Source organism: Streptomyces sp. R-74717 (genome assembly GCF_047305335.1).
Taxonomy (GTDB): domain Bacteria; phylum Actinomycetota; class Actinomycetes; order Streptomycetales; family Streptomycetaceae; genus Streptomyces; species Streptomyces atratus.
This window is the reverse complement of sequence record NZ_CP102361.1, coordinates 9,479,089-9,503,589: the sequence shown is the minus strand read 5'-3', so window position 1 is coordinate 9,503,589 and position 24,501 is coordinate 9,479,089. Positions and strand designations below refer to the sequence as shown.

Annotated in this window: 21 protein-coding genes and 4 pseudogenes; 15 read left to right on the top strand and 10 right to left on the bottom strand. The window is 68.1% G+C overall.

All coding sequences use genetic code 11. The annotated features are described in order from the left end of the window. The first annotated feature begins 151 nt into the window (after positions 1-151). Positions 152-769, top strand: a complete 618-nt coding sequence (locus NRF20_RS42975; protein WP_413754303.1) for a hypothetical protein — start codon at positions 152-154, stop codon at positions 767-769. A 514-nt stretch (positions 770-1,283) separates the two neighbouring features. Here the strand turns inward: NRF20_RS42975 and NRF20_RS42970 are convergent. Next, positions 1,284-1,655, bottom strand: a complete 372-nt coding sequence (locus NRF20_RS42970) for a DUF6924 domain-containing protein (protein ID WP_398633875.1) — start codon at positions 1,653-1,655, stop codon at positions 1,284-1,286. 80 nt (positions 1,656-1,735) lie between these two features. Between NRF20_RS42970 and NRF20_RS42965 the strand changes: the two are divergent. Further along, positions 1,736-2,081: pseudogene (locus tag NRF20_RS42965) on the top strand (transposase); the annotation flags it as partial. Between the two features lie 32 nt (positions 2,082-2,113). Continuing rightward, positions 2,114-2,665, top strand: coding sequence for a YciI family protein (locus NRF20_RS42960; RefSeq protein ID WP_398633907.1), 552 nt, complete (start codon positions 2,114-2,116; stop codon positions 2,663-2,665). A gap of 291 nt (positions 2,666-2,956) precedes the next feature. Here the strand turns inward: NRF20_RS42960 and NRF20_RS42955 are convergent, their stop codons facing one another. From NRF20_RS42955 to NRF20_RS42940, 4 genes are all read right to left on the bottom strand, one after another. Beyond that, the gene (locus tag NRF20_RS42955) at positions 2,957-5,035 is read right to left on the bottom strand and encodes a PQQ-dependent sugar dehydrogenase (RefSeq protein WP_398633876.1); all 2,079 of its coding nucleotides are present in this window, start codon (positions 5,033-5,035) and stop codon (positions 2,957-2,959) included. Between the two features lie 98 nt (positions 5,036-5,133). After that, positions 5,134-6,096, bottom strand: a complete 963-nt coding sequence (locus tag NRF20_RS42950; RefSeq protein ID WP_398633877.1) for a hypothetical protein — start codon at positions 6,094-6,096, stop codon at positions 5,134-5,136. Positions 6,097-6,610: 514 nt separating this feature from the next. Beyond that, positions 6,611-6,823 (bottom strand): DUF1330 domain-containing protein, encoded by a 213-nt coding sequence (locus NRF20_RS42945; RefSeq protein WP_398633878.1) that lies wholly within the window; start codon positions 6,821-6,823, stop codon positions 6,611-6,613. A 91-nt stretch (positions 6,824-6,914) separates the two neighbouring features. Next, positions 6,915-7,958 (bottom strand): NAD(P)-dependent alcohol dehydrogenase, encoded by a 1,044-nt coding sequence (locus NRF20_RS42940; RefSeq protein WP_398633879.1) that lies wholly within the window; start codon positions 7,956-7,958, stop codon positions 6,915-6,917. Positions 7,959-8,076: 118 nt separating this feature from the next. Between NRF20_RS42940 and NRF20_RS42935 the strand changes: the two genes are divergently transcribed. Both NRF20_RS42935 and NRF20_RS42930 read left to right on the top strand, forming a co-directional pair. Next, entirely contained in the window at positions 8,077-9,000 is a 924-nt protein-coding gene (locus NRF20_RS42935) for a helix-turn-helix domain-containing protein (RefSeq protein ID WP_398633880.1), read from the top strand. A gap of 971 nt (positions 9,001-9,971) precedes the next feature. After that, positions 9,972-12,608, top strand: a complete 2,637-nt coding sequence (locus tag NRF20_RS42930; protein ID WP_413754302.1) for an NPCBM/NEW2 domain-containing protein — start codon at positions 9,972-9,974, stop codon at positions 12,606-12,608. Between the two features lie 276 nt (positions 12,609-12,884). On the opposite strand, the gene NRF20_RS42925 is transcribed toward NRF20_RS42930, so the two are convergent. Then, complete coding sequence (locus NRF20_RS42925; protein WP_413754301.1) at positions 12,885-13,682, bottom strand: AraC family transcriptional regulator; 798 nt, start codon at positions 13,680-13,682, stop codon at positions 12,885-12,887. A gap of 85 nt (positions 13,683-13,767) precedes the next feature. Here NRF20_RS42925 and NRF20_RS42920 point away from each other — a divergent pair, with 85 nt between their 5' ends. Next, a complete protein-coding gene (locus NRF20_RS42920; RefSeq protein WP_413754300.1) occupies positions 13,768-14,577 on the top strand; it encodes a TSUP family transporter in 810 nt (269 codons plus the stop codon). Positions 14,578-14,830: 253 nt separating this feature from the next. Here NRF20_RS42920 and NRF20_RS42915 read toward each other — a convergent pair whose 3' ends face one another. Further along, a complete protein-coding gene (locus NRF20_RS42915; protein WP_413754682.1) occupies positions 14,831-15,460 on the bottom strand; it encodes a restriction endonuclease in 630 nt (209 codons plus the stop codon). 313 nt (positions 15,461-15,773) lie between these two features. Here NRF20_RS42915 and NRF20_RS42910 point away from each other — a divergent pair, with 313 nt between their 5' ends. Both NRF20_RS42910 and NRF20_RS42905 read left to right on the top strand, forming a co-directional pair. Further along, the gene (locus NRF20_RS42910; protein ID WP_398633908.1) at positions 15,774-16,697 is read left to right on the top strand and encodes a hypothetical protein; all 924 of its coding nucleotides are present in this window, start codon (positions 15,774-15,776) and stop codon (positions 16,695-16,697) included. A gap of 4 nt (positions 16,698-16,701) precedes the next feature. Next, positions 16,702-17,028: an antibiotic biosynthesis monooxygenase family protein gene (locus tag NRF20_RS42905; RefSeq protein ID WP_398633884.1), complete on the top strand. Its 327-nt coding sequence runs from the start codon at positions 16,702-16,704 to the stop codon at positions 17,026-17,028. 78 nt (positions 17,029-17,106) lie between these two features. On the opposite strand, the pseudogene NRF20_RS42900 reads toward NRF20_RS42905, so the two are convergent. After that, a pseudogene (locus NRF20_RS42900) lies at positions 17,107-18,297 on the bottom strand (IS110 family transposase). Between the two features lie 406 nt (positions 18,298-18,703). Here NRF20_RS42900 and NRF20_RS42895 point away from each other — a divergent pair. The 4 genes from NRF20_RS42895 to NRF20_RS42880 all read left to right on the top strand — a co-directional run bounded on the left by NRF20_RS42895 (position 18,704) and on the right by NRF20_RS42880 (position 20,411). After that, entirely contained in the window at positions 18,704-19,453 is a 750-nt protein-coding gene (locus NRF20_RS42895) for a hypothetical protein (protein ID WP_413754299.1), read from the top strand. After that, positions 19,450-19,713: a hypothetical protein gene (locus tag NRF20_RS42890; protein WP_398633886.1), complete on the top strand. Its 264-nt coding sequence runs from the start codon at positions 19,450-19,452 to the stop codon at positions 19,711-19,713. The genes NRF20_RS42895 and NRF20_RS42890 overlap by 4 nt, the downstream gene beginning before the upstream one ends. A gap of 75 nt (positions 19,714-19,788) precedes the next feature. Further along, positions 19,789-19,938: a hypothetical protein gene (locus NRF20_RS42885; protein ID WP_398633887.1), complete on the top strand. Its 150-nt coding sequence runs from the start codon at positions 19,789-19,791 to the stop codon at positions 19,936-19,938. A gap of 11 nt (positions 19,939-19,949) precedes the next feature. Next, positions 19,950-20,411: a DUF6174 domain-containing protein gene (locus tag NRF20_RS42880; RefSeq protein ID WP_413754298.1), complete on the top strand. Its 462-nt coding sequence runs from the start codon at positions 19,950-19,952 to the stop codon at positions 20,409-20,411. A gap of 126 nt (positions 20,412-20,537) precedes the next feature. Here NRF20_RS42880 and NRF20_RS42875 read toward each other — a convergent pair whose 3' ends face one another. Both NRF20_RS42875 and NRF20_RS42870 read right to left on the bottom strand, forming a co-directional pair. Continuing rightward, a complete protein-coding gene (locus tag NRF20_RS42875) occupies positions 20,538-20,975 on the bottom strand; it encodes a hypothetical protein (protein ID WP_398633889.1) in 438 nt (145 codons plus the stop codon). A 22-nt stretch (positions 20,976-20,997) separates the two neighbouring features. Continuing rightward, entirely contained in the window at positions 20,998-22,038 is a 1,041-nt protein-coding gene (locus NRF20_RS42870) for an MFS transporter (RefSeq protein ID WP_413754297.1), read from the bottom strand. Positions 22,039-22,314: 276 nt separating this feature from the next. On the opposite strand from NRF20_RS42870, the pseudogene NRF20_RS42865 reads away from it, so the two are divergent. The 3 genes and pseudogenes from NRF20_RS42865 to NRF20_RS42855 form a co-directional block, all read left to right on the top strand. Further along, a pseudogene (locus tag NRF20_RS42865) lies at positions 22,315-22,529 on the top strand (rhodanese-like domain-containing protein); the annotation flags it as partial. 95 nt (positions 22,530-22,624) lie between these two features. Next, positions 22,625-24,013: an MBL fold metallo-hydrolase gene (locus tag NRF20_RS42860; RefSeq protein ID WP_413754296.1), complete on the top strand. Its 1,389-nt coding sequence runs from the start codon at positions 22,625-22,627 to the stop codon at positions 24,011-24,013. A gap of 51 nt (positions 24,014-24,064) precedes the next feature. After that, positions 24,065-24,381 (top strand): annotated as a pseudogene (locus tag NRF20_RS42855) (transposase); the annotation flags it as partial. Between the last annotated feature and the right edge of the window lie 120 nt (positions 24,382-24,501).

Here is a 24,501-nt window from a genome sequence, read left to right as displayed (position 1 = left end):
ATGAGGGGGCACCATCGCCCGGAGCGAAAAGCCAAGTTCCGGGAAACGATCACGAACAGCACGGGCAGGAGCCGCACGGCCGCCACCGGGAACCGGCACGGCTGTCCACGACCGGCACCGTCGCGTGCGGGCGATCAGTAGCCTCACCCTTATGGGACTGGACATCACTGTGGTGATCGTTGACTGGTCATGGCTGGGGAAGGTGCCGCTGAGAGAGCGGCTGTCGCGGTTGAGGGATGCCTGGTACGCCGACGAGACGGGGCTGTGGGACCACGGTGCGCCGGTGGCCGAGGGCGACTGGGAGTGGCCGCGGGGGCCCGACGGCGCCTTCTTCGCCGTCTACGAGTTCCTGCGCACCTTCGGCTCGTTCAAGGCGCACTTCTGGGCCGGGCAGCGGTGGGAGTACGTCCGCGACCATGCCGACCCGCTGGTGCGGACCGGGTTGGACACCTTGCTGCTTGGGCTGATCTGGCAGGGACCGGACGGCGAGGCGCAGCACACGGATCCGCGCTTCTTCTGCGACGACCCCGAAGTCTCTTACGGCCTGCTGGTCGCGCGGTCGCCGGACAGCGTTCGGGAACTGGCCGCGACATGGGAGGGGGTACGGACCCGGCTCGGCGGGTTGCGTGAGGCCTTCGTCGAGCATGCTGCCGTTCCCGAGGGCTGGGTCGGCGACTTCGACGGGTTCGCCGACCTGCTGGAGGACTGGGGCCGCGTCCTCACCGAAGCCGCCCGGCGAGGCTGGGGCGTGGTGGGACTGAGTGAGTAGGGCGGAGCTTGTCGGCTCGCCCGCAGGGCGGTCGAGCCGGCCCGCCGCGCACAGACAGGACGCCTGACCAGCAAATTCGGCAGCCACCTGCGGCCAGTTATTGTCGTTCTCAACGAGGTCGGTCACCCGCCCCTCGCGCACAATCTGATACAGCCGTGGCACGACCTGCCAAGGCGCCTTTCCGCGGCGGAGACAGCCGTCAATGTTCCAAACATGAGATCCGAAGTGCAGGCGTTCGTCGCCGATGGCCCGCCCCGATCGGGACGCGAACGAAGAAGAGATCGACAGGCGAGTCCAGCAACTCGATGCCGTCCCCAGGCCGGTCACGGCAGACGAAGCGAAAGCGCTGGTCGCGTGCTTCGGCCCGAGTTGCTGCTACGGCGTCGCATGGACGCTGCTGCATCTGATCGAGACCGGCCCGAATCCCGTGCTGACCACCTGCCCGCACCGGACGCCAACGAGTGGCACAGTACTCCAGCCGGAGACCAACGATCTGGAAGGAACGAAGGTCGGCTTACAGGGGCCTGAGCACGCCCTCGGGATCGTCGGACGCGGCCTGAGCGATCTCCTCGAAATCCACGTTCGCGATCGACAGGTTCGCGTGGACGTCATGGACGGCGGCCGGAGCAGTACGGAACTCACGGCGTGGCGGGGAGTCGATGAGTTCCTGGTAGTACTTCGGGTCGAGATCCTCGTCCTCAGCCCAGACATCGCAGGCCAGAAGCGCACGGTCGGCGGAGCGCATGGTGTCGAAGGAGGCGGGCGCGGCCTCTCCCTCGCGCGAGTCACGGCCAAGGAGGACGAGCCGGCGGCCGTCGGTGAGGCGGTCGCGAACGGCCTGCAAGCCGAGTCCGCTGTTGCCGCCGCTGATGAGGATGGTCTTCATGATGCTCCGGGAGAAATGGGGCGTGGACTTCTACCGGCGGGTGGAAGCGCCGACGGTAGACGCCCCTACGGCGGGCTGCCGACGTCACCCGGCTCATGCCTCTCCTGGAAGCGATCCCACCCATATCCGGGGCTGCGTCGGCCACCCGCTTCGCAAGCCCGATTCCCTCTTCGCTGACCGCGCCGCTACTGCGACCAGGTCCGAGGCCTGAGCATCGTGCCGGTCATCGCCCGCCGGGGCACCCGGAACGGAACCGGCCTGAGAACCTACCGGTGGGTGGTCGAGCGAACCTTCGCCTGGATCCACGGCTTCAGACGCCTCAGAATCCGCTGGGAACGACGAGCCGACATCCACGAAGCCTTCCTCGAACTGGCCTGCTGTCTCATCACCCATCGCCAACTCAGCTCACTGTCTGAGCCGTTGTAAGAGGGTTGCGCATGGTGATGAAGACTGTGGGCATGGAGTTCTTCTGTTACCACCGCGATCGGCCCGGCTCCGTGGCGCTGCGAAAAGAGCTGCTGGAAGAGCACTGGTCCTACATGGACAGGTACGCGACGGAGATGATCGCCCGCGGCCCGACCCTCACCAGCGACGGCGACGCGCCCACCGGCAGCGTGCACATCGTCGACCTGCCAGATCCCGCCGCCGCCCGTGCGTTCGCCTTCGGCGAGCCTGGCTACCAGGCAGGCGTGTACCGCGACGTGCTGCTGCGCCGGTGGCACAACAGGCTGGGGCGCACAATGTGGGACTTCCCCGGTGGCCGGACCGGTGGCAACCGGTACCTGGTGCTCGGCCTCGGCACGGGGCAGGCTGCCGACCTCGCCGTGCCGCCCGACCAGGACGAGCTGGTTGCGTACGGACCGCTGCTCTCTGACAACGGCGCCACCTGGCTCGGTACGGCGGCGCTGGTGCGGGCGCCGGACCCGGACGCGGCACGTGCCCTCCTGACCCCGGACCGATACGCCGACATCGAGGTTCACAACTGGCAATTCGGCGGGCGACCGTCATGAACCGAGGCGTCGCCAGCCTTCCACCTCATTGTGTAAGCCGTTGTAAGGGCCGCTTCGGCGGGCTCCCGTCGGCTTGAGTTCGACAGGCGACCGGATCAGTCGGCGGGCCGCTCCATCCGGGTGAAGTGGCGGTGATCGCCGGGGTTCCGGATCGATCTGATCCGGCTGAGGACGTCGCGACTGCACAGCCGGCATCCCAGGACTGATCGCCGCGCGTCGGGTTCGCTGAACGGATGCGGATGTGGGGACGGTACGGGAGCGGGCCGACTACCTCGGCCCGCACCCGCGAGGTCAGTCGCCGACCGGAGTGCCCGTCACCTTCAGGTGACGGACGCGGCCCGCGTTGTCGAAGGATCCGAAACCCACCCGGCCCGAGGCGAAGACCGGGTCGGTGGCCGTGATCAGCGGGTTGCGGCTGCCGTCCAGGTAGACGGCGGTCTCACCGGTGTCGGCGCAGTGGGTGAGGCGCACCTTGTGCCATCCGTCGTCCTTGACCGCCGGAGGTGCGCCGAAGGTTCCGTTCCACTGGTCGTCGATGCGCAGGCGGTCGGCGTCGTCGACTGTGAACATGCCGTTGTGCGGGTAGATGGTGTTGTCGCTCGACAAGTGCGCGTACTGGAACCGGGTGTCCGACTGATAGTCCCAGATGAGAATGACGTCACGGTTGGAGATCTCGACGGGGGTGTCGATCCGCACCTCCGCCTCGATGCTGACGGAGGAGTAGCGCGGGCCCGCGGTCAGGACGGCGTACTCGAAGGGGCGGCGCGGTCCCGGCCGGGCGACGCCCGGCTCGGTCATGATCGTCTCCCGTGCGGTGTACGCCCACTTGGCCGGGGTGACCGGCGCCCAGTTGCCGGGTCCGGTGGTGTGGGTGGTGGGGGTGTTGCCGATCTCGCAGTCGGCGAAGGTGCGGGTCCCGGTCACCTTCCAGACCTTGCCGTTGGCCTTCGAGACGATGTACAGGCCGCCGCTGCGGTCGGAGCCGAAGCGCAGGTCGACACGCTGGTCACCGGCGAGGTCGCGCATGGTGACCGTCTTCCCGGTGGACTTGTCGAAGAGCATCAGCTGCTCGAGCGGCGCGAGACCGGCACCGCGGTGCATGTCGCGGGTGTCCGCGGCCAGGATCCGGCCGTCGACGAGGTCGCCGAAGATGTACTTTCCGCGCAGCGCCGACGCGTCCTTGCCGCGATAGACGGAGCCTCCGGCGATGGCGCGGCCCACGTCGGAACGGCAGTTCCAGTCGGGTCCCGGGTCATGGTCGTAGGCGGCGACCGGATAGGTGTAGCCGTACTGGGCGTCGTCGGCGGGCAGGGGAAGGATGCGGGCGCACGGGTCGGTGGTCTTCTTGTCGAATGCGAAGGGGCCCTCGCGCTCGCTCCAGCCGAAGTTGTCACCGGCCTTGACCTCGTACACCGACTCGATGGCGTGCTCGCCTATGTGGCCCAGATACATACGGTGGCTGCCGCCCGCGTCCCAGCTGAAGCGGTGCGGGTCCCGCATGCCTATGGCGTAGATCTCCCCGAGGGAGCCGGGCTCACCGACGAACGGGTTGGAAGCGGGGATGCCGTACCGGCCGTTGGCGCTGTCACGGCCCGCGGGGTCGATCCGCAGAAGTTTGCCGTGCGGGAGCGTCAGGTTCTGCGGCTCGCTGTTGCCGACGCCCTGCCCTCCGTCGCCCACCGCAAGGTAGAGCAGGCCGTAGTCCTCGTCGTGAGGCTTGGCCGTCGGGTTGAAGTCGATCTGCTGTATGCCGTGGACCTGGCCGCTGAAGGCGATACGCAGCACCTCGCGATGGGTGCCGTGGAAGACTGCCGCGGAGGGGTCGTCGGCGGTCCACTCAGTGATGATGCCGTGATAGGTGAGCGTGCCGGCCTGCCGGTAATCGGGGGTTTCGGTGGCCTGCGAGGCGAGCTCGGTGTGGACGGTGTAGAAGCGCCCGTTCGCTCCGAACTCCGGGTGGAATGCGGCGTATCCGAATCCTTGGCCGAGACCGCGGCCCGAGAAGAAGTGCGGGAATGCCGCCTTGACGTCCAGGTAGGGGTGCGGGGTGCCCCCGGAGGTGCGCGTCGCGGCTCCGGGGTCGGTGAGGTACAGGGTTCCGTTGAGGTCGGGGGTCGCCATCCGGCCGGTTCCGTCGGGGAGTTCATTGATGGTGTTGATCCGGGCGTGGCGCATCAGGCGCGGATCCGTCGGCGCCGGGACGGGTTCCGACTTGGGGAACTGCGCGAACTCCTGCAGGACGAGACCCGTCCTGGACTGGACGGGCTTCTGCGGAATGGGGTCGGTCAGGGCGGCTGTCGCCGCAGCGGGCTCGTCTGCATGGGAAGGCGCGGCAAGACCGCCCAGGGCGAGGGCTGCGCTGACGGCCACGGCCGCCCAGTTCCTTCGGTATGTACGTCGTGACGCCATGGGGGTCCCTTCGGGCTGGCGCGACAAGTAAGGAGAGGACGATCCGGGGACGAGAACGGTCAGCGGCCCCGCGTCATGCGCCGGTACTCCGCCGCCACCGCTCCGGCCGGCACCGGGCGGTCCAGGAACAGGAGGTCGTCCATGCGGCAGTCACAGGCGTTGTTCTCCCGGGTGTTCTGGGGGAAGCTGCCGCCGATCTTGATGCCGCGGGGATCGGTGGGCGAGGCGCGGTGGGGCGCCGGGGTGGTGGTGAGTTCCCAGGGGTCGCCCGGCGTGACGTAGAAGCCGTTCAAGGGCTCGCCGTCGCGGTAGAGGGCGAGGGTGCCGTCGCGGAAGTCGAACGTCGCGGCCAGGTGGACCCATTCACCGCGGGGCAGCAGTTCTTCCCAGGGGGCACCGGCAGCGAAAGTCTGGGAGGCGCCGCTGTCCAGGCGTCTCCCCAACGCGACCAGCTTCAACTCACCGTCTACCTGGATGAGTTCGAGCAGCGCACGCACCGCGTGACCGTCGGAGGTTCCGGACAGTACGCCGGCCAGCCCGATCGCGTTGTAGCGGTCGCTCGGGTTGGCCGTGTTGGAGTTGAGAGCGGGATTGTCGCCCGTCATCTTGAACCAGCCCATGACGGTAGCGCCCCGGGCGCTGCGGAAGGCCCCGAGGGACTCCATGCCCTCGGCGTCCCAGGTCCCGGCCTTCCAGTCGTCGTTGCCCGCGGTGGCCGGGTTCTGCTGACGTACCTGCAGAGCGGGCGAAGCGCCTGGGTATGCCTCGTCGGCCACGCGCATCGCGGAACCGCCGTTGATCAGGCTGAGCGCGGTACCGGAACGTCCGATGTCCTGCTCGCGCCCGGGGTCGGTGGGATCCGGGTGCCCGAAGTCGTACGCCACCACTGCCTGGGCGCGCAGCGGAGTGTGGGCGGTTGAGGGGCGGGCCGCCTGGGCCGGAAACGTGGCGGTGGCAAGCGAGGCGGTCGCGGCGAGTGCGGCGACGGCGAGTGAGCAGCGTCGGGTGCGGGGCGGTGCCATACAGCCTCCCAGCGGCAGCGAAAGGGCAGCGAAGGGGCAGCCGACCGGGGTCTCCCAGTCGGCAGAAAGCGCTTTCGTTCACGGGCAGGAACCATGTAACTCCCTCGCGACGACCCTGACAATGGGCGTGTACTCGCCAATCTTGTGGACATCCTTCGACGGCGGCGCGGACTCCTTTGCTGTCGAGGATGCGGCCCGCGAGCGGCCCATCAAGGCACAGATGCCAAGCAGCTCACGGCGGGATACGGGCGGCTCGACCCGAGTCCGGGCCACGCACCGGAGGTGAACCACATTGCCGCACCACAACGAACCGGCCACACAGAAAGCGGCCCGAAGGCATCGTTCGCCTTCAATGCGATCGGTACCCGCTGGATCCCCGGGACCCCCGCGCCGCTCGCCGACGAGCTGCAACGGCAGCGGCGCGCACGGATAGACGCCTACGACGCTGTCTGGTCGCGCTTCAGGCCCGACTCCCTCGTCACTCGTATCGCGAACACCTCCGGCGGCGGCACGTTCACGTTTCCCGACCATGCCGCCCCTGCACCCCCAACTCGGCCACGACCAGGTCGCCGACCCGCTCCCCCTCCACCCACTCGCCGGGCTTGCCGTGCGAGAGGAAGCGCCCACCGTACGGCTCGAAGATGCCCTGCACGCGCTCGATGTACTCCAGGACGTCGGCATGCACCGGGGGCGTGGGACGCAGAACGGCTATGACGTAGGCGGTCATGGGCGAGCCCTCCTCGGGATCCGGTGGATATGGGTGATCCTGCCGGAGCCCGGGGAGGGCGTCGATTACCCGCTTGGTAAAGCCGCGAGGCTCAGATCGTCGCCGTGTCGATCACGAAGCGGTAGCGCACGTCCGAGGCGAGGACACGCTCATACGCCTCGTTGATCCGGCTCGCCTCGATCAGCTCGATCTCGGCGCCGAGGGCGTGCTCGGCGCAGAAGTCGAGCATCTCCTGGGTCTCGGCGATGCCGCCGATCATCGAACCGGCGAGGGTCTTGTTGCCGCCGATCAAGGAGAACAAGTTCAAGGCGACGGGCTCCTCGGGGGCGCCGACGTTCACCAGGGCGCCGCCCGTCTTCAGCAGGCTCAGGTACGCGCCGAAGTCCAGGGGCGCCGACACCGTGGAGAGGAGGATGTCGAAGGTTCCGGCCATGTTCTCGAAGGTGGCCGGGTCGCTGGTGGCGTAGTAGTGGTCGGCGCCCAGCTTCAGGCCGTCGTCCTTCTTGCGCAGCGACTGGGAGAGGACCGTGACCTCGGCGCCGAGGGCGTGCGCGATCTTCACGGCCATGTGGCCGAGGCCGCCCATGCCGACCACGGCGACCTTCTTGCCGGGGGCCGCGCCCCAGTGCTTGAGCGGGGAGTACGTGGTGATGCCGGCGCAGAGCAGCGGTGCGGCCACGTCCAGTGACAGCCCGTCCGGGATGCGGACGGTGAAGTTCTCGTCGACGACGACCTTCTGTGAGTAGCCGCCGTAGGTCGGCTCGCCGTCGCGGCCGATGGCGTTGTACGTGCCGACGTTCCCTCGCACGCAGTGCTGCTCCTGCCCGGCCTTGCAGTTCTCGCACTCGCGGCAGGAGTCGACCATGCAGCCGACGCCGACCCGGTCGCCGACCTTGAACTTCGTCACACGGGAGCCGACCTCGGCGACGACGCCGGCGATCTCGTGACCGGGCACCATCGGGAAGATTGCCTCGCCCCAGCCCTCGCGGGCCTGGTGGATGTCGGAGTGGCAGATGCCGGCGAACTTGATGTCGATCAGGACGTCGAACTCACCGACCGTGCGGCGCTCGATGGTGGTGCGCTCCAGCGGGGCCTTGGCGCTGGGAACGGCGTATGCAGCAACAGTCGTGGTCATGTTCTCCAGAGTGCCTCCTCACAGCCTGTTCACCCAGGTCACCGCTTTGCGTACGTCCAGTGGTCCCACTACTGACGGGGTCAGGCTCCTGGTCGTACGACCGGGAATACTTGGAGTCATGGACGACACCCCCGCCGCTGACGACGGACAGGCAGCCCGCTCCGACGGCCTCGACCGCCGAGCCGAGCTCAGTGAATTCCTGCGCACCCGGCGGGCCCGGCTCAAGCCGGAGGACGTGGGGATCCCCTCGCACGGGCGGCACAGGCGGGTGCCGGGGCTGCGGCGCGAGGAGCTGGCACAGCTGGCCGGGGTCTCGGTGGCGTACTACACACGCCTGGAGCAGGGCAACGGGCGCAATGTGTCGGCGGAGGTGCTCGACTCGATCGCGCGCGCCCTGCGCCTGACCGACGCCGAGCATGCGCACCTCACCCGCCTTGCCAAGCCGAAGCCGCAGCGCAGGAAGTACCGGGCGTCCAAGCGGCAACAGGTGCGGGTGGCGCTGGAGCAACTGCTCGAGTCGATGGAGGGCGTGCCTGCGTACGTCGGCGGGGCGCGCTCGGAGATCCTCGCCTGGAACCGGATGGCGGCGGCGCTGTTCGGCGACTGGGGCAAGCTGCCGCCCACGGAGCGCAACTGGGCACGGCTGACCTTCCTCTCCCCCGACTACCGCGAGCTGTTCCTGGACTGGGACTCCAAGGCGTCCGACATGGTCAGCTATCTGCGGCTGTACGCGGGCCAGCACCCGGAGGACCCGGACCTGTCGGCGCTCGTGGGAGAACTCTCCGTCAAGAGCGAAGAGTTCAGGCGGCTGTGGGCCACGCACGACGTGAAGGAGAAGGGTCACGGCGTGAAGCGGATGCGGCATCCGCTGGTCGGCGACCTCACCCTTGCGTACGAGACTCTGCATCTCCCGGACGACGACGAACAGTTCCTGTGCGTGTACCACGCGGAGCCGGGCTCCGCGTCGGCGGAGGCTCTGCGCCTCCTCGCGCACTGGGGCACCGACGCGGTCCGGGCGGGCAGCCAGGCACCACGCCCCTGAGGCCCCACGGTGACGGCGGGGTTGCCCCTACGAGAGCGTGCACCGTTCCTAATCAGTGAGCAGGAGTGAGTCTTGGACCCACTGCCCGGCACTGCGCGCATCCCGAACGGTTTTGGATGCGCTGGTCGCCCGCGTTCCCTGGTGTGTCCCCGTTCGGTCACGCGCATCGCGTGCACGCTCCGTGACGGGGCGGCGGGTTTCGTCACGCCCCTGGACACCACGGTCGGCCTGGACGGTCCGATGCCCACGATGATCACTCCGGTCGTCGTGGGGGCGGCCAGTGCAGCTGCCCCCAGCGGCAGCAGCGGATACAGCAAGCCCGTCACCCACGAGGTGAAACTGCTGTCGATCTCTTCCTGCGTCCAGCCGGTGATGTCGAGCAACAGGCCGTCCAGCGGCCCACCGACCAGTTCGGCACAGCGCCGGCCCGGAACCGGGCCCCTCCCGGCCATGACGCGCCAGCCTGGGGCTGCTCCTGGGTGTGCGGTGATGAGCCTTGCGGACCAGGACGCTACTCACGCTTGTCGCGGCATGCAATATCACATTGAAACTTTTCTGAACTAGAGTCAGCCATCCTTGCAAGTTGTCGATCGAGCCCGGGTCGTGCGAGGCGTTCCCGGTGGGGTCGTCCTGCCTCGGCCACTCGGTGCCGCCCGATCGTGTCACGTCGCTGACCTGCGGAGACTCGACATCATCCGAGCCGACACGATCGGGATCGGGATGGGGGGCCAGGTCTGCACGGGAGTGAAAGCGCAACGGCCGATCCGGTCGCAGCTATTGACAGCGCTTCGCGTGAAGTACTCAATATGCAACACAGGTCAACTTCTTCCAACATGGCGCGCAGCGGATGGAGCCGCCTGCAGCCGCCGGGAGCGCTCCGCCCCGGCACGTTCCACACCCCACGGCTGGGCGGTTGAGGTCGACCGTCCTCGGAACGAGGAACGCCCCCCACGCGAAAGGATCGATCACGCATGCGTCGATTGGCTTGTGCACTATCCGCCGTACTGGCAACGGTCGGCACCGCGACGGCCCTGCCCGCTCCACCCGCGGTGGCGGGGTCGGCGGCAGGGCCCTACGTGCTCGAAGTCGAGAACATGTCGCTGACCAACTTCGCGACGGAGACCGTGGACCACACCTGGAACGGCAAGTCGGTCGACAACGTCACCTACGCCCGAGGCGCGTCGGGACAGACGAGCACCGCCAGGACGACCTTCGACGGCGCCGACGGGATGTACGACCTGATCACGCGCTACAACAGCAAGACCGCGAACGGAGTGACGTACAAGCTCACCGTGAACTCCACCCAGGTGGACTCCTGGGCGACGACCCTGCGCTACGGCCGTGACTACACCGACCCGGTGAACATCGACACCCGGACGTCGAGCAAGGTCGCGCTCAAGGCCGGTGACGTCATCGAGCTGACGGCCACCTCCGCCGACGAGGTGCCGCGCGTGGACAGGATCACGATCCAGGCCCATGTCGGTGCACCGACCAGCACGTTGACCATCAACTCGCCGAACGCGACGCTGAACGAAGGCTTCGACTGGGGCAAGAACCGGGCCCTCGGCATGACCTTCTACCCGGGCAACCCGATGATGGGGCACGAACCGGAGTGGTGGCGCCTCAAGGACTCCACCCACACCTCGGTGACCCCCGGCTACTGGGGCGCTTACACCAACCGGGAATCCTTCTACAACCGGGACATCTCCCACCAGTCCGACGGCGCGCACGCGCTCGGCCTGGACACCGAGACCCTCAGCATGCTGAAGACCTTCGCCGACGACGCCGACGATCCGGGCCAGAACGGCTGGCCGCTGTGGGCCCACAGCTCGCACGGCGCCATGTACTACATCGACGGCACCGGGTTCCGGGAGCTGCCGTCACCGTTCAACGTGATGGCCAAGGCGTACAAGCAGTACCAGTGGACGGGCAATGCGGACTGGATCAACGACCCGGCCCTCTCCGCGTACTACGACTCGACGATGGGCAAGTTCCTGACCGACCACGAGGTGGTGTGGAACGACGCGAACCCCTCCAGTGAGCAGCCGGTCTCGAAGAAGCAGGACGGGGAGTACACGGCGACGTACTTCGAGTTCCCGAACGAGAAGCTGGTCTCGGCGGCCGACTCGCTCGGGTACCAGTACCAGTCGATGCTGGCCTACTCGGAGATCCTGAAGGCGAAGGGCGACACCGCCAACAGCTCGAAGTGGGCCGACCGGGCCAAGCGGGTGCGCGACCACTTCGAGTCGAAGTGGTGGGACGCGTCGAACAACCGGTACATCCGCGGCAAGGACGCGGCCGGTACGGGCTACAGCAGCTGGGGTCACGAGGCCAGCTTCCTGATGATGCTGACCGGTCTTGGCGACCACGGCGCCAGGACCGACAGCTACCTGGACTTCATCGCCGCCAACGACGACGACCTGAACGTTGAGGCGACCTCCTACCTGCCGGAGATGTACTACCAGTACAACCGATCCGCGGAGGGCTGGGCCTGGCTCAAGAAGCTCATGACCGGCCGCAACAGCTACCCGGAGGTCTCGTTCCTCGCGGTCAGCAGCGTCATCGACGGCATGATGGGCGTTCAGCCGGACGCCCCGCACGACAAGGTGGCCACCGTCCCCCGGCTGACCTCCGAGACGCCGTGGGTGGAGATCGACCACCTCAAGGTCGGTGACAACGACCTCAAGCTCAAGCACACCGGTACGACGGCCTCCACGCTGACCAACAACTCCGGCTCCACCGTCACCTGGGAGGCCCAGTTCTACGGAACCCCCTCCACGATCACCGTGAACGGTGTCGCGCAGACGCCGCAGACCAAGTCGCTCTACGGCAAGACGGTCTCCTACGTGACCGTCCCGGTGGCCGCCGGCGCGTCCGTGACCGCGAGCGCCGGCACCACGGTCGGCGACACCACGGCCCCCAGCGTGCCGACCGGCCTGACGGCGGGCAACGTGACCTCGAACAGCGTGGACCTGAGGTGGACGGCCTCGACCGACGACGTCGGTGTGACCGGCTACCAGATCTACCGGGGCACCACGCTCGTCGGCTCGTCCGCGGGCACGAGCTTCACCGCCACGGGGCTGTCGGCCTCGACGCCGTACTCGTTCACCGTCAAGGCGGTGGACGCCGCCCAGAACGCCTCCGGCGCCAGCACCGCCGTCTCCGTCACCACCGCCGACAGCGGGAACGGACAGAGGGTCGATCTGAGTGATCTCACCTGGAGCGACGCCCGGAGCGACTTCGGGACCCTGCGCAAGGACCGGAGCGTCGACGGGAACCCGATCAGGCTGAACGGCACGGCGTACGCCAAGGGCATCGGCACGCACGCCAACAGCACCGTCACGTACACCCTGAATGGCGCCTACTCGCGGTTCCAGTCGGACGTGGGCGTCGATGACGAGGTCAGCGCGAACTCGACCGTCAGGTTCGAAGTCTGGGGCGACGGCACCAAGTTGTACGAGACCCCGGCGGTGATGACGTCGGCGAGCCCGACCCGGTCCATCGACGTCAGCATCAAGGGCGTGAAGTCCCTGGTCCTGAAGGTCACCGACGCGGGCGACGGCATCAACAGCGACCACGCCGACTGGGCGGGCGCCAAGCTGCTGTAACGCCCGACCCCTGTCGACCAGAAGAACCAGAACCTAACCTCGCCGTCTCACTTGGGTACCGCGGCTGGTGGGGCAAAAACGCGAAAGTGCCTTCCTGACCTGGGACGATGAACTTGCTGAGGGGTTCTGTCGGTCCAGGCGGAGGGCACTTTCTACGTGCAGAGCATCGGGTTGCGTCCCAGGGTCCATGTCAGTGCCGATGGTTCGGTTCGGCCCCCAGGACGAGGAAGACGGTCTCACCCCGGTCGGTGCCGGTGAGCGGAGACGTCGGGGCCTTCAGGAGTTGCGGCTGCGGCTGGGACCGCCGCCTTGGCGGCTCGCGGCGAAGCGGGACGGGGGCATGCCGAAGGCACGCGTGAAGGCGGCGGTGAACGCGGCGGGAGAGGCGTAGCCAAGACGGCCACCGACCTCGCTGACCGACGCGGTGCGCAGCAGCGGCACGGCCGCGAGCAGGCGGGCGCGGGCCCGCCAGACGGCGGGGCTGTCGCCGGCCTCTGAGCGAAAGCGCCGGGTGAAGGCCCGTTCGCTCATGGCCGTCCTCGCGGCCCATGCGGCGTTGGTGACGCCGGCGTCTGGGGCGGCCAAGTACTCGCGGCAGAGCCTCGAGAGATCAGCGGCGGCGGGAATCCCGACGTGGAACGGGAGCGGGGCGCGCTCGGCAATCTCGTGCAGGAGGAGGGCGGCAATGCTTCCCTCCCGCCCGGACAGGCTGTAATCGATCTCGAACTCGACAGCAGCCAGAAGCAGTTCGCGCAACAGCGGCGGAACGTCCACGACCGTGCAGGTGACGGGCCACCAAGGGATGACATCCGGCTCGATGTACAGGCTCCGGGTGCTCACCCCCAGCATGCGGACCCGGTGCCGGGTAGCGGCCGGAATCAGCATGGCGCGCTCGGACGGCACGGTCCAGGTGCCGTCGGCGGTGTCGACGACCATGACCCCGGTGGCGCCGTAGAGGAACTGCGCGCGCCGGTGTTCGTGCCAGTCCAGTACGTGGCCGGGCGGGTAGTCGGTGCCGATCGGCAGGACGACCCGGTCGACGTGGTCCACGTCGGCCAGGGAGACGTTCTTCACCCAGCCACCCTACTGGCTGAGACGCGAAAGAACGGCGCCGACCATCGCATGCGAGAAATCCGTCGGAACTGGTGGAGTGGGGCCCATGGACGTTGTGGCATTGATCGGAATCGGACTCCTCACCGGGGCGACGACGGTGTTGTTCGGGTTCGGCGGGGGGTTCGTCGCGGTGCCGGTCGTGGTGTGGGCGGACGCAACACTCGGCGCGGACGCGATGCGGGTGGCGACGGCCACCTCGGCCCTGGTGATGGTGGTGAACGCGGGATTCGCGACAGCCGCCACACCGCGGCGGGTGCTCCTCGCGCTCCGCGGCAGCGGCACGCTGCTCCTCCTGCTGGCCGCCGGTGCCTCGGCCGGCGCGCTCGCCACGCGCCTCGCCCCGGCCGATCTGGCCCGCTGGGCGTTCGTCGCGTACATCGCTCTCACTATCGCCGACTTGCTCCTGCGCCCCGGCTTCCTCCGTCCGGGCCCCCTGGTCGAGGCGACCTCCGATGCTCCGCGTCCGCTGCCAGCCGTCCTCGGCGCGCCGGTCGGCGCGGTCGCCGCCTTCCTCGGCGTGGGAGGCAGCGTCATGACCGTCCCCGCGATGCGGCGGGCCGGGCACACGATGCACGTGGCGACTGCGCTGGCCAACCCCCTCACCCTCGCCATCGCGCTCCCGGCCGCCGCAGTGTCCCTGGGCGGCGCCGCGGTCCCCGCCCCCGCCCCCGCTGACGCGCACGTGCACCTGGTGGGTCTCATTGACCTGCGCGCCGCCTCGGCGCTGCTCCTCGGAGCTCTGCCGGTGATCGCAGTACTGCGGCGGCGCCCGCCACGGATCCCCGACCGCACCTACGCCTGGGCGTACATCGGGCTGCTTACCATGGTGGCGGTCGCGATGCTGCTCTCGGCTTAGCGCGGAAGCGCAGCGGCCTGCCTGCCTCGCGGCCGCTGCGACGGACCGGAGCAGAGGGGGCAGGCGCCCGCGGTTCTGCCGGCCGCCGCCAAGGCCGGCTGCCCCACCACCTCAGACTCCCAGCCCAGCCAACTCACGCACCCGTCCGCCAGGTGAAGCGCTCAGTCGCACCTGCACGAATTGCCGTGCTCAGAATGGTCAACTCACGTGCACGGTGGCCAACTAACCGGGTGCATTGCGTCCGGCACGCCCTTCACGCCCAGTGTGCTCTGCCTCGACGATCTGGATGCCCGAGACACCCTCCTACTTCGGGGTGCTCCGCTGCAGGCCCCCGGAGGTCACCGCGGGGATCCGCGGTGACCTCGTGGCCGTCAGCGTTCAGGCCGGGCTGGGGCGCGCAACGGCTGGGGAGCCGGATATGGCTCAACTCACGCCCAGAGCGCCCAGAATCGCCGCGGAAACCTGATCGGCGGCGTTCTTGTGGCCCTTGGCGTTGGGGTACACAAGGGCCACGTCGTTCGGGAAGCTGGTGAAGATGCCCTCCACCCACTTGTTCGGGTCGCAGACGCTGTGGTTCCGGGAGGAGGTGCTGCCGGGCGGCGAACTTGCGGGCGGGGTCAGTGAAGACACAGGAGGCAACGAAGACAGGGACCTCGGCGCCGTGTTCGGCGCGGGCTGTGCCGTTGAACGTCTGAATGTCGCGACTGCCGACGGTGCGATGCTTTGCATACCGCTTGCACTGGATGACGACCTTCCGGCCGTCGGGCAGGCGGCCGATCACGTCCGCGCCCAGATCGCCGGCGCCACCGACCCGCTTCACGTCGGTGCAGCCGTCGCGGCGGCACAGCTGGGCGATGTACTCCTCGAACTCGCGGTCGTCCATTGCCCGGACCGCCTCGAGCGACCGGCGGGCCTGCCGCTGCGCTTCTTCGGCGAGCCGAGCCTTCTCGGCCTGTGCTTCGCGTCGCCCTGCGCGTACCAAGCCCGTGACAACGACTGCGGCGACCGCGGCGGCTAACGCCACCAGCAGCACAGTCCCCATACTTGCCCCTCCCCTGCCTTCGGCCGTATGCACGCCTGCTGCCTCCCCAGGCAACGGTCCGGGCCCGGCGACTGCTTGCTTCCCGTTCTGGCCGATCGTCGCGGCGGCTACCCTTCCCAGGTGAATCTGACTCCACTGAACCAGGTCGATACGGATGCGGCTCTCAGCCTTGCCGGTCCGGGACGGCGAAGTGTTCCCGGTGCCCCGTGCGATGGTGGCCGTCGGTTCTTCACCGACGGTGGTCATCGCCGATCCCAGTGACGAACCGGGAGTCAGCGGGGTGTGGAACGACCAGGAGTTCCGCCTGGTCGGCCCGGCGCCCCCGGTCGCGTCACGGCTCGTGGGGCCCATGCCGTTCACCGCGGCGGGGACACCACCGGAACCGCTCGTTCACCTCTTCGTCCGGCTCGATGGCGGCTGCCTTTACCTCGGCACCGGTCGGGTCTCGATGTGTGAGACGAGCGAGGACGTACTGATCCGCTGCCGACTGCGGATCAGCCCGCCGCTGAACCGCGAAATCCTCGACCGGGTCCGGCCGCCGGCCACACCGCCACCACTCCCCGGTCTGGCGTGGCTCGGCAACGTGCACAGGAACCCCGGCCAGGCCGTCGAACGTTTCCTGACGAACTGGTACCCGGCAACCAGCACGCAGGAGCCAATTGCCGACATACCCGGTTCCATCCCGCGGGCACTGGCCGACTTCTACCGCCTCGCCACGCAGCGTCCGGTCATCCTCGGCAGCCACAACCGGATCAAACGGATCAACGAAATACGCCCCGACAGCAGCGCGGAGCACCTGGTCTTCGGCGTCGAGTGCCAGGGCGGCTGGACCCGGTCGATCCCCTGGGAGCCGGGCGCCACCGACACCGACCCCACCGTATGGTTCGAGGACAGCCACCCTGTGCCCGAGCAGGAACCGCTGAGCAGATTCCTCCTGCAGTTCTCCCTGTGGGAGGCCACGATCGCCGCCGCCTACCAAGCCAGTTGCGACGACCTTCCCAGACACCTCCTTCCGGCGCTGAATAGCTGCAATGCACGAGCCGCTCCTCATCCTGCCGACCGCCGTACGGCAGGATGAGGCCATGAGCGTAGTCAAGATCAACGTACTGACCGTCCCCGCCGAGCAGAGGGAGACGCTGGAGAAGCGCTTCGCCTCCCGTGCCCATGCTGTGGAGAACTCCGACGGGTTCGAGTGGTTCGAACTCCTCCGCCCCGTCGAAGGCACCGACAACTACCTCGTCTACACGCGGTGGCGTGACGAAGAGTCCTTCCAAGCCTGGCTCGAGGGCCCCATGAAGACAGCCCACCAGAGCGACACGGAAAGCGGCGAGCGCCCCAAGCCGGCGGCAAGCGGGTCCACACTGTGGTCCTTCGAGGTCGTGCAGCAAGCGGCGCCGACAAACGCGTAGACAAGACGTCGCGCGAACAGCTTCGGCAGCGCCTTCGCCTCACGGTCGGTACGGATACGGGACTTCCCAATTCTGATGTCAAGCCGCAACTGCGACGGGGAGTGAAGCGTTGTAGCACTCTCTGTCACGAATCATTACCCACAGGACGTTGACGCGTCGGCGGGCGAGGGCGAGGAGGGCCTGTTTGTGGCCTTTCCCCTCGCTCCACTTTCGCTGGTAGTACGCCTTGGAGGCGGGGCAGGACTTGAGGCCGGCATCGCCGACGAGTACATGGCCCGGAGCAGGCCGCGGTGGTAGCGGCGAAGTCTGTGCAGGTTGCCGCCGACGCGGCCGGAGTCGCGGGGCTGTGGGGCCAGGCCGGCGAAACCGGCCAAGCGGTCGGCGCTGCGGAAGGCCTTCATGTCCCCGCCCGTGGCGGCGATGAACTCGGCGCCGAGCCTGACGCCCATGCCGGGAAGGCTGCATATCACCTCGGCGTGCGGATGTTCGCGAAACCGGGCCTCGATGAGGGCGTCGAGTTCCGCGATCTCCTTGTCGAGGGCCATCACCCCCTTCGCGAGGCGGACCACCCTGGCGGCGGCCGGATTCTCGCCGGGCAGGGCGGTGTGCTGGGCCTGGGCGGCGTCCACGGCAGTGCGGGCGAGTGCGGCGGCGCCTTTCACCTTGCGATTCTTCAGCCAGGTCTCGATAAGCTTCACACCCGTCCGGCGGATCGCTGCCGGAGTCTGGTAGCCGGCCAAAAGCGTGATCGGACCCTTGTTGGTCAAGTCCAGCGCCCCGCTCCAAGGCTGGGAAGATTTCAAGCAGTTGAGCCCTGAGAAGGTTGATCTGCCGGGTGCGGTCGAAGACGAGGTCCAGGCACCGAGTGATCAAGATGCACAGGTCGACGGCGATCTCGTCACCGGGCCTGAGCAGCCCCAGGCCCCGGCGGACATGGGCCTGGTCGGCGATGACGAAGGCGTCCTTCGCGTCGGTCTTTCCCCCGCACCGATAGGTGGCCGAGGCCCGGTGCACTGCCAGGCCAGTGTGGTGGGCGACAGACTGACCGCGGGCGGCCAGCAGGCCGATCTGCAAGGCGGCGCCACCATGGCTGAGGTCGACGGCCCACAGCACATCGTCGGATATCGCCAGCACGCCGCCGAGGAGTGTCAGCAACTCCGTCCCGTCGATCTGGATCCGGCGCGAGAGCAGCCGCTCGCCGCCCGCGTCGATCACCACGGCGTGGTGATACATCTTGCCGATGTCCACCCCGGCCCAGATCCCCGGCACATTCCCCTCCGCCAACTCGTCCCACACCAATCCCGCAGACGACCTCGCCGACGTTGTCCTGCAGGAGCGATGGAGTCGGGTCTCCCAATCAGCGGTCGAGTCGTCGCGGGGCTCCGGTCGGCCAAGTCCCGTGAGCCATCCAGCGGCTCAGCCTCTACAGCCATACCCGGAGCCCCTGGGCCCTCCGATCCTACGAGTGACCGGAGCAGACCCGCGTATTGAAGGTAGGACAGCCCTTACACGTTCGAACTCGTAGGCTATAGAGAGGGGCGAAGATACAGGGGAGAACTTCTGAAGCGGAGTCGCCCCTGCAGAACACGCCGATGGTCAGCGCACCGTGGTGGGCGCAGGGCCCTCACGACCGCTGTGGGCGTATTGCTGATGCAACCGCATCCGGGGGGAACGAATGACGCGGCTGAGACTGTCCCTGTACGTCGGGGGGCTGCTCCTCGTGCTGGTTGCCGGCGGGCTGGCCTGGAGCGTCTGGTTCCAGGACGGTGACGGCGAAGGCCTCGGAGACCGGTGCCAGGGCTCCCTTGCGGTCAAGGAAGCGCGGGAGTTCTTCGGCGTCGCCAGGCTGAAGGCGCGCGGTCACACCGGCAACTGGGGCGGCTACGACTCCCAGTGGTGCTCGGTCTGGGCCGAGGGCCATGACGGCGGGCCGGTCCTCAAGCTCCGGGTATGGCCGCGGGCGGCCTACCGGGCAAGCGGCCCCGCCGCGGACGAGTCGGCAACGCCGATCGGTCACGGCTGGACCGGGTCCTTCGAAAGCGGGTATTCGCCAGGAGCCGCTGTGCTGGTCGACTGCAAGGCTATGGCGGGCGCTGGTCTGCTTGTCACGGCCGAGACGAGCTGGAAGTCGGAGGATCTCTCCGCCCGGCAGGTGCTCCAAGTGGCACGTGTCGCGACCGAGACGGCACGTCGTGCAGCCGGCCACGCCCGGTGCGAGGGCGCGCTCGGCGAACGTCCAGGAACTGTCGACCGCACGGAGTGGACGATGCGGCCCGTCAGCCGGGCGGCGGGCACTTGCCGTGGCGCGGTGACCGGGCGTGAAGCTGCTCGGCTGCGCGTAACAGACGTCACCGAGAAGCCTGCGGGACGCGCACTGACGGAACAATGCGAGATGAGCCGGGGCGATTTGAACTGTTCCGTATGACCGCCTACTACGGGCCGTCTGCGGAGGAGGAGATGTATCTAGACGGCAGGTATCCGGGAACAGTGAAGGGCGCATACACCCGCACCATCGAATGTGGGGGCGCCATCGGGACCGCCTACTTCAAGCTCGTACGCGTCCAGGACAAGGCGGCAGATGGCGCCGTCGGAACGCATGGAACAAGTGATCCCGCGGCGCTGACGCGGGTTCTGGAGTCGTACGCCACCGCCTCGGGCAAGCGGCACGGCTGCCCCACCCCCTGACTGCTTCCGCCGGACTGCGCATTCGGCGGACCCCGCTTGAGTAACTGGGCGAGCGACGCGTGGTCACGTGTGAGTGTGACCGGCCTCACGGGCACGGTGAACTACTGCCGGGATTTCATCACCTGGGATGCCCATCATGCGTCGACCTGGAAGATCAACTCCGCGCAGGCCTGGGCAGGAACCGAATCAATGGCGACGCCGTCGAAGGGGCAACTGAGCTGCTGAAAGGCCTGGCCATGACGAAATCCAGCACGTATCTGCTCGCCGCATCCGCTGCGCTTGCCCTCGCCGTGGTCGGCTGCGACGCAGGGTCCACACCGGCCGCCGCCGAAGGAGGTGCCAAGGCAAAGGCAGCCCGATGGTCCGAACCGGATCGGTATTCTTTCCGGCTTCTCTCCGAGTCCGGAGAGCGGGGCGGCCTTGGAAAGTACCGGATCACCGTGGGGAACGGGAAGGTCATCAAGGCGATCGGCCTCGACGCCCCGGCCCGGCGTACCGTCGAAGAGAATCCGCAGGATGTCCCGACGCTTGGCAGTCTCCTCACTGATGTCCAGAAGGCCCGTGCAGGCCAGGCTGATGTCGCGGAGGCGGTATTTGCCGCAGATGGACACCCCACTGAGATTCACATCGATTGGTTGGCGAATGCCATCGACGACGAGGCCGACTACCTCATCACCGAATACCGCGAACTCCCCTGACCGGCACGCCCCCCGAACGTCCAGGTCCGCAAGCAGTGATGGCCACACACCGTCCGGTGTGCGGCCATCGGCCATGCACGCAACAGCGGCGGAGGGCGCGGCGCGACATGCCAGGAGAGCCTGCCATCAGACCGGACAGCGGGCCGCGCAGGCATGGCTGTCGATCGCTGCCGCCAGGTCGCGAGCCGCCGCCCGCACCGCGGGATCCTCGTCAGCGATCAGCACGTCCATCATGCTCCTGCCGCCCAGCACGGCTTGGTGAGCCGCGTGCTGCACCTCGATCTGCAGAGCGTTGGCATGCTCGAGGATCGCCTTCAGCAGTTCGATCGCCCCAGGCCGGCTCCCGAGCCGATGCGCCGTACGGTCCACCAGCTCGTTTCCGAAGCAGTCTTGAACTGCCAGGAGGTGCTGCGCTACACCGAGCCCGACCAGGCGCGCACCTGAAAGCGGATGACGCTGTACCGGGCCACGGACGCGTCGGACACCAGGGACATGGTGTCCATAGTGCTCACCGAGTACCTCACAGCCGTGCCGGACGAACACGTCGGCTGCGACGCCGACCATGTCCTGACCGTGGCACGCCCGCTCACGACGGACCGACTGCACGCACGGGTGGGTTGAGACCTGCCTGGAAAGGTTCGGGCGGGCGCCGCAGGAGGTCTTCCACGAGGGCAACTCGGTCCTGCACACCGTGGAGTACGAGGCGGCTCCTCGCCGGCGCCCGCTGGATTACGACGAGGTCCAGGCGCTGTTCGACGCAGCCGACTACCACCCGGCCAAGGTACGAGGTCAGGGCGGGGCGCTGGGGGAAGTCCTCGAACAGCTCACCGCCAAGCAGTGGGAAGACGCCCCAGGTGAGGCCGTCGTTGAGGTTGTTGACGAGGCCGGCCTGGCTCGCGCCGCGCAGGGAGCGGTCGCGCCACGATGTGCGCGCGAACACTGCGGCGAATGACGGGTTCCGTTCCTTGGGGGCCTGGGCGGGCGGCATCCGGGACAGTTCGAGGGCGACATGGGCGCTGGTGTCCCGTACCAGGAGCGAAAGACCGAACCCGGCGGCGACGAAGAACACGCCGATCGCTTCGGGGGCCGGCCGCAGGCCGTGGGAGGCTGCCAGGTAGCCGGTGAGCAGGGCCGTCGTACCGACAGCGACGTATCCCGCAGCCTCGTTGAGTCCGGTGGCCAGACCCCGGCGTGCCGGCCCCACAAGGTCGATTTTCATGTTCACGGTCATCGACCACGTCATGCCCTGGTTGACACCCAGCAGCATGTTCGCGGCCAGGATCCACCACCAGGACGGGCCCCACGCCAGGACGAAGGGCACCGGCACACCGACGAGCCACCCCGCCAGGAGGAGTTGCCGACGCCGGAAACGGGCCGAGAGGGCGCCTGCCGCGAGGTTGGTGAGGGCTTTGGTGAGGCCGAAGGCGACGATGAAGGAGAAGACGGCCAGGTTACTCGTCAGCCCGAAAACGTCAGTGCCGAGGAGCGGGACCGTCGTGCGCTCCAGGCCGACGAGCGAACCGACACTGGCTGTGACGATCACGAGCAGAGTGAACTGGGCCCAGTTCTCCCGGAGGCCCAGCCGCACTCCAGGCGTGGGCGGGACCACGCCGGTCCGCTGTTCCATCGCTCCTCCTTCCACTCAAGATCCGACAACCTGCAGGGTCAACATACCCCCACGGGTATTTTTCGTCTGCGATGGAAGATACCCCATGGGGTATTTGACTTCCTCTCGCAGGGCCGCCTACAGTCGGAGGCAATCAATACCTATGGGGGTATCTGAGAGCGAGGAAGTCTTCATGCGTGAAGTGGATCTGACCGTCTTCGCGGCGCAGCTCGTGAACGGCGCGTGATCGATGTCCGGGAGCCCGACGAGTACCAGGCCGGCCACGTGCCCGGTACCACCCCGCGCCGCTGTCCACGCTCGGTGCTGTCGTGAGTGCCCTGCCCGGGGATCAGCCCGTCTACGTGATCTGCGCGAGTGGTGACCGCAGCGGCTGGGCCGCCGAGCGCCTTGAGGCTCTCCGCGTGGACGCCGTCTCGGTCGCAGGCGGCACCGTCGCATGGGCCCGGGCAGGTGACTCCCTCGACCGTGGCGCTGCGGCTGCGGCCGCCTGAAGCCTGAACCCCGGACCCATTCGGAAGGCGCTGTCGCGCCTTCGATCAACTTTCCGCACCCGGCCGGGTGCGCGTCCCCCGACGGAGGGTTTGCCGTGCTCTTCACCCAGTACTACCTCGACTGCCTGTCACAGGCGTCGTACGTGATCGCCGACGAGACGACCGGCCAGGCCGTGGTCGTCGACCCGCGCAGAGACGTCTCGGAGTACCTGGCCGACGCCAAAGCGCACGGATTCACCGTCGTAGGTGTCATCAACACCCACTTCCACGCCGACTTCGTCGCCGGGCACCTGGAGATGGCCGACCGCACCGGCGCCTGGATCGGCTACGGCCGCCACGCCGAGACCGAGTACCCCATCCGCAAGCTCACCGACGGCGAACGTGTCTCCCTCGGCGGTGTCACCCTGCAGATCATGGAGACCCCCGGGCACACCCCCGAGTCGATCAGCGTCCTTGTGTACGAGCACGCCGATGACGCGGTTCCCTACGGGGTGCTGACCGGCGACGCCTTGTTCATCGGCGACGTCGGCCGCCCCGATCTGCTCGCCTCCGTGGGCGTGACCGCCGACGAACTCGGTGCGATGCTTCATGACAGCGTCCAGAACAAGCTGATGGCACTGCCCGACGCGGTCCGGGTCTTCCCCGCCCACGGCGCCGGCTCCTCCTGCGGCAAAAACCTCTCCGCCGAGAAGCAGTCCACCATCGGAGAGCAGCGCGCCACCAACTACGCCTGCGCGCCGATGAGCCGTGAGGACTTCGTCGCACTCGTCACCGCCGGCCAGTCCGCCGCGCCCGGTTACTTCGCCTTCGACGCGGAACTCAACCGCAAGGAACGTCTCCTGTTCGACCCGGCCGCGGCGCCCCGCCCGCTGTCTTTGACCGAGTTCACCGAGCTGCGGCGGGCGGGGGCGGTCGTGGTCGATGCCCGTTCCCCGCAGGAATTCGCCAACGGTCACCTGCGTGGGGCGGTCAACGTACCCGCCGAGGGCCGGTTCGCCGAACAGGCCGGCACCGTCCTCGACCCGGCCGACGAGCTGATTGTCATGGCTCCGGAGAACCGGGAGGAGGAAGTCGTCACCCGCCTCGCCCGTATCGGCTTCGACCGTGCACTGGGCTACCTGCGCAACCCCGAGGACGCCCTGAAAGAGCTGGCCGAGGAGGTGAGTCCCGCGAGTCGCCTGACTGCCGCACAGCTGCGCACCGCCCTGCGAGGGAAGAACTCTCCGCTCATCATCGACGTACGCACCTGCGCAGAGCGCAGCACGAACGGCTTCATCGAGGGCGCCATGCACATAGCCCTGAGCGAACTGCCGGCGCGCCTGGACGAGCTCCCCGCCGACCGGCCCCTCGTCCTGCACTGCGCCGGTGGCCACCGCTCCTCGATCGCGGCCAGCCTCCTGCGGCACCGCGGCTTCGAGGACGTCTCCGACATCCTCGGCGGCTACGCCGCCTGGGCCCTGCCGGCGGAACCCGCCGACGCCTGACCGCCCTCCTCCCGCAGCCTCCCGGCACGCCTCGGACATTTGCTGGGCGGTCCGGCCGCCGGAGGGGTCAAGCTGCGGTCCGACGCATGGGCCGAGTTCGTGCACTTCGTCTCCTTCGACGTCGAGATCCGCAAGGTGATCTTTTCGACGAACGCGATCGTGAGCGTCAACACACCCGCATTCGCAAAGCGGTCCGGGCCCGTGGGCACTTTCCGAACGAGTCCGCGGCACTGAAGGACTTCTACCTGGCGCTGATGTCGCTGGACCCGACGGGCAAGGGCCGACACCGCTGGACCATGCGCTGGAAGGCACCACTGAACTCGTTCCACATCGCCTCCGAAGACCGACTCACCCCGGCCGCCAAGTAACTCAACCACGCAAATCAACCGCTGAGTTGACACACCCGATCGGCGACCGGGACAGCGTTCGCGCTCCACCTGAAGGAAGCACGCCACGACCTGGAACCCAGTCGATCCGGTCGCCGTCCG

Excerpts from the sequence above, each read along its gene's own strand:
- NRF20_RS42975 (WP_413754303.1), top strand. The coding sequence starts at position 152 with ATGGGACTGGACATCACTGTGGTGATCGTTGACTGGTCATGGCTGGGG.
- NRF20_RS42970 (WP_398633875.1), bottom strand. The coding sequence starts at position 1,655 with ATGAAGACCATCCTCATCAGCGGCGGCAACAGCGGACTCGGCTTGCAG.
- NRF20_RS42960 (WP_398633907.1), top strand. The coding sequence starts at position 2,114 with ATGGAGTTCTTCTGTTACCACCGCGATCGGCCCGGCTCCGTGGCGCTG.
- NRF20_RS42950 (WP_398633877.1), bottom strand. The coding sequence starts at position 6,096 with ATGGCACCGCCCCGCACCCGACGCTGCTCACTCGCCGTCGCCGCACTC.
- NRF20_RS42945 (WP_398633878.1), bottom strand. The coding sequence starts at position 6,823 with ATGACCGCCTACGTCATAGCCGTTCTGCGTCCCACGCCCCCGGTGCAT.
- NRF20_RS42940 (WP_398633879.1), bottom strand. The coding sequence starts at position 7,958 with ATGACCACGACTGTTGCTGCATACGCCGTTCCCAGCGCCAAGGCCCCG.
- NRF20_RS42935 (WP_398633880.1), top strand. The coding sequence starts at position 8,077 with ATGGACGACACCCCCGCCGCTGACGACGGACAGGCAGCCCGCTCCGAC.
- NRF20_RS42930 (WP_413754302.1), top strand. The coding sequence starts at position 9,972 with ATGCGTCGATTGGCTTGTGCACTATCCGCCGTACTGGCAACGGTCGGC.
- NRF20_RS42920 (WP_413754300.1), top strand. The coding sequence starts at position 13,768 with ATGGACGTTGTGGCATTGATCGGAATCGGACTCCTCACCGGGGCGACG.
- NRF20_RS42915 (WP_413754682.1), bottom strand. The coding sequence starts at position 15,460 with ATGGACGACCGCGAGTTCGAGGAGTACATCGCCCAGCTGTGCCGCCGC.
- NRF20_RS42910 (WP_398633908.1), top strand. The coding sequence starts at position 15,774 with ATGCGGCTCTCAGCCTTGCCGGTCCGGGACGGCGAAGTGTTCCCGGTG.
- NRF20_RS42905 (WP_398633884.1), top strand. The coding sequence starts at position 16,702 with ATGAGCGTAGTCAAGATCAACGTACTGACCGTCCCCGCCGAGCAGAGG.
- NRF20_RS42895 (WP_413754299.1), top strand. The coding sequence starts at position 18,704 with ATGACGCGGCTGAGACTGTCCCTGTACGTCGGGGGGCTGCTCCTCGTG.
- NRF20_RS42890 (WP_398633886.1), top strand. The coding sequence starts at position 19,450 with ATGACCGCCTACTACGGGCCGTCTGCGGAGGAGGAGATGTATCTAGAC.
- NRF20_RS42880 (WP_413754298.1), top strand. The coding sequence starts at position 19,950 with ATGACGAAATCCAGCACGTATCTGCTCGCCGCATCCGCTGCGCTTGCC.
- NRF20_RS42875 (WP_398633889.1), bottom strand. The coding sequence starts at position 20,975 with ATGGTCGGCGTCGCAGCCGACGTGTTCGTCCGGCACGGCTGTGAGGTA.
- NRF20_RS42870 (WP_413754297.1), bottom strand. The coding sequence starts at position 22,038 with ATGGAACAGCGGACCGGCGTGGTCCCGCCCACGCCTGGAGTGCGGCTG.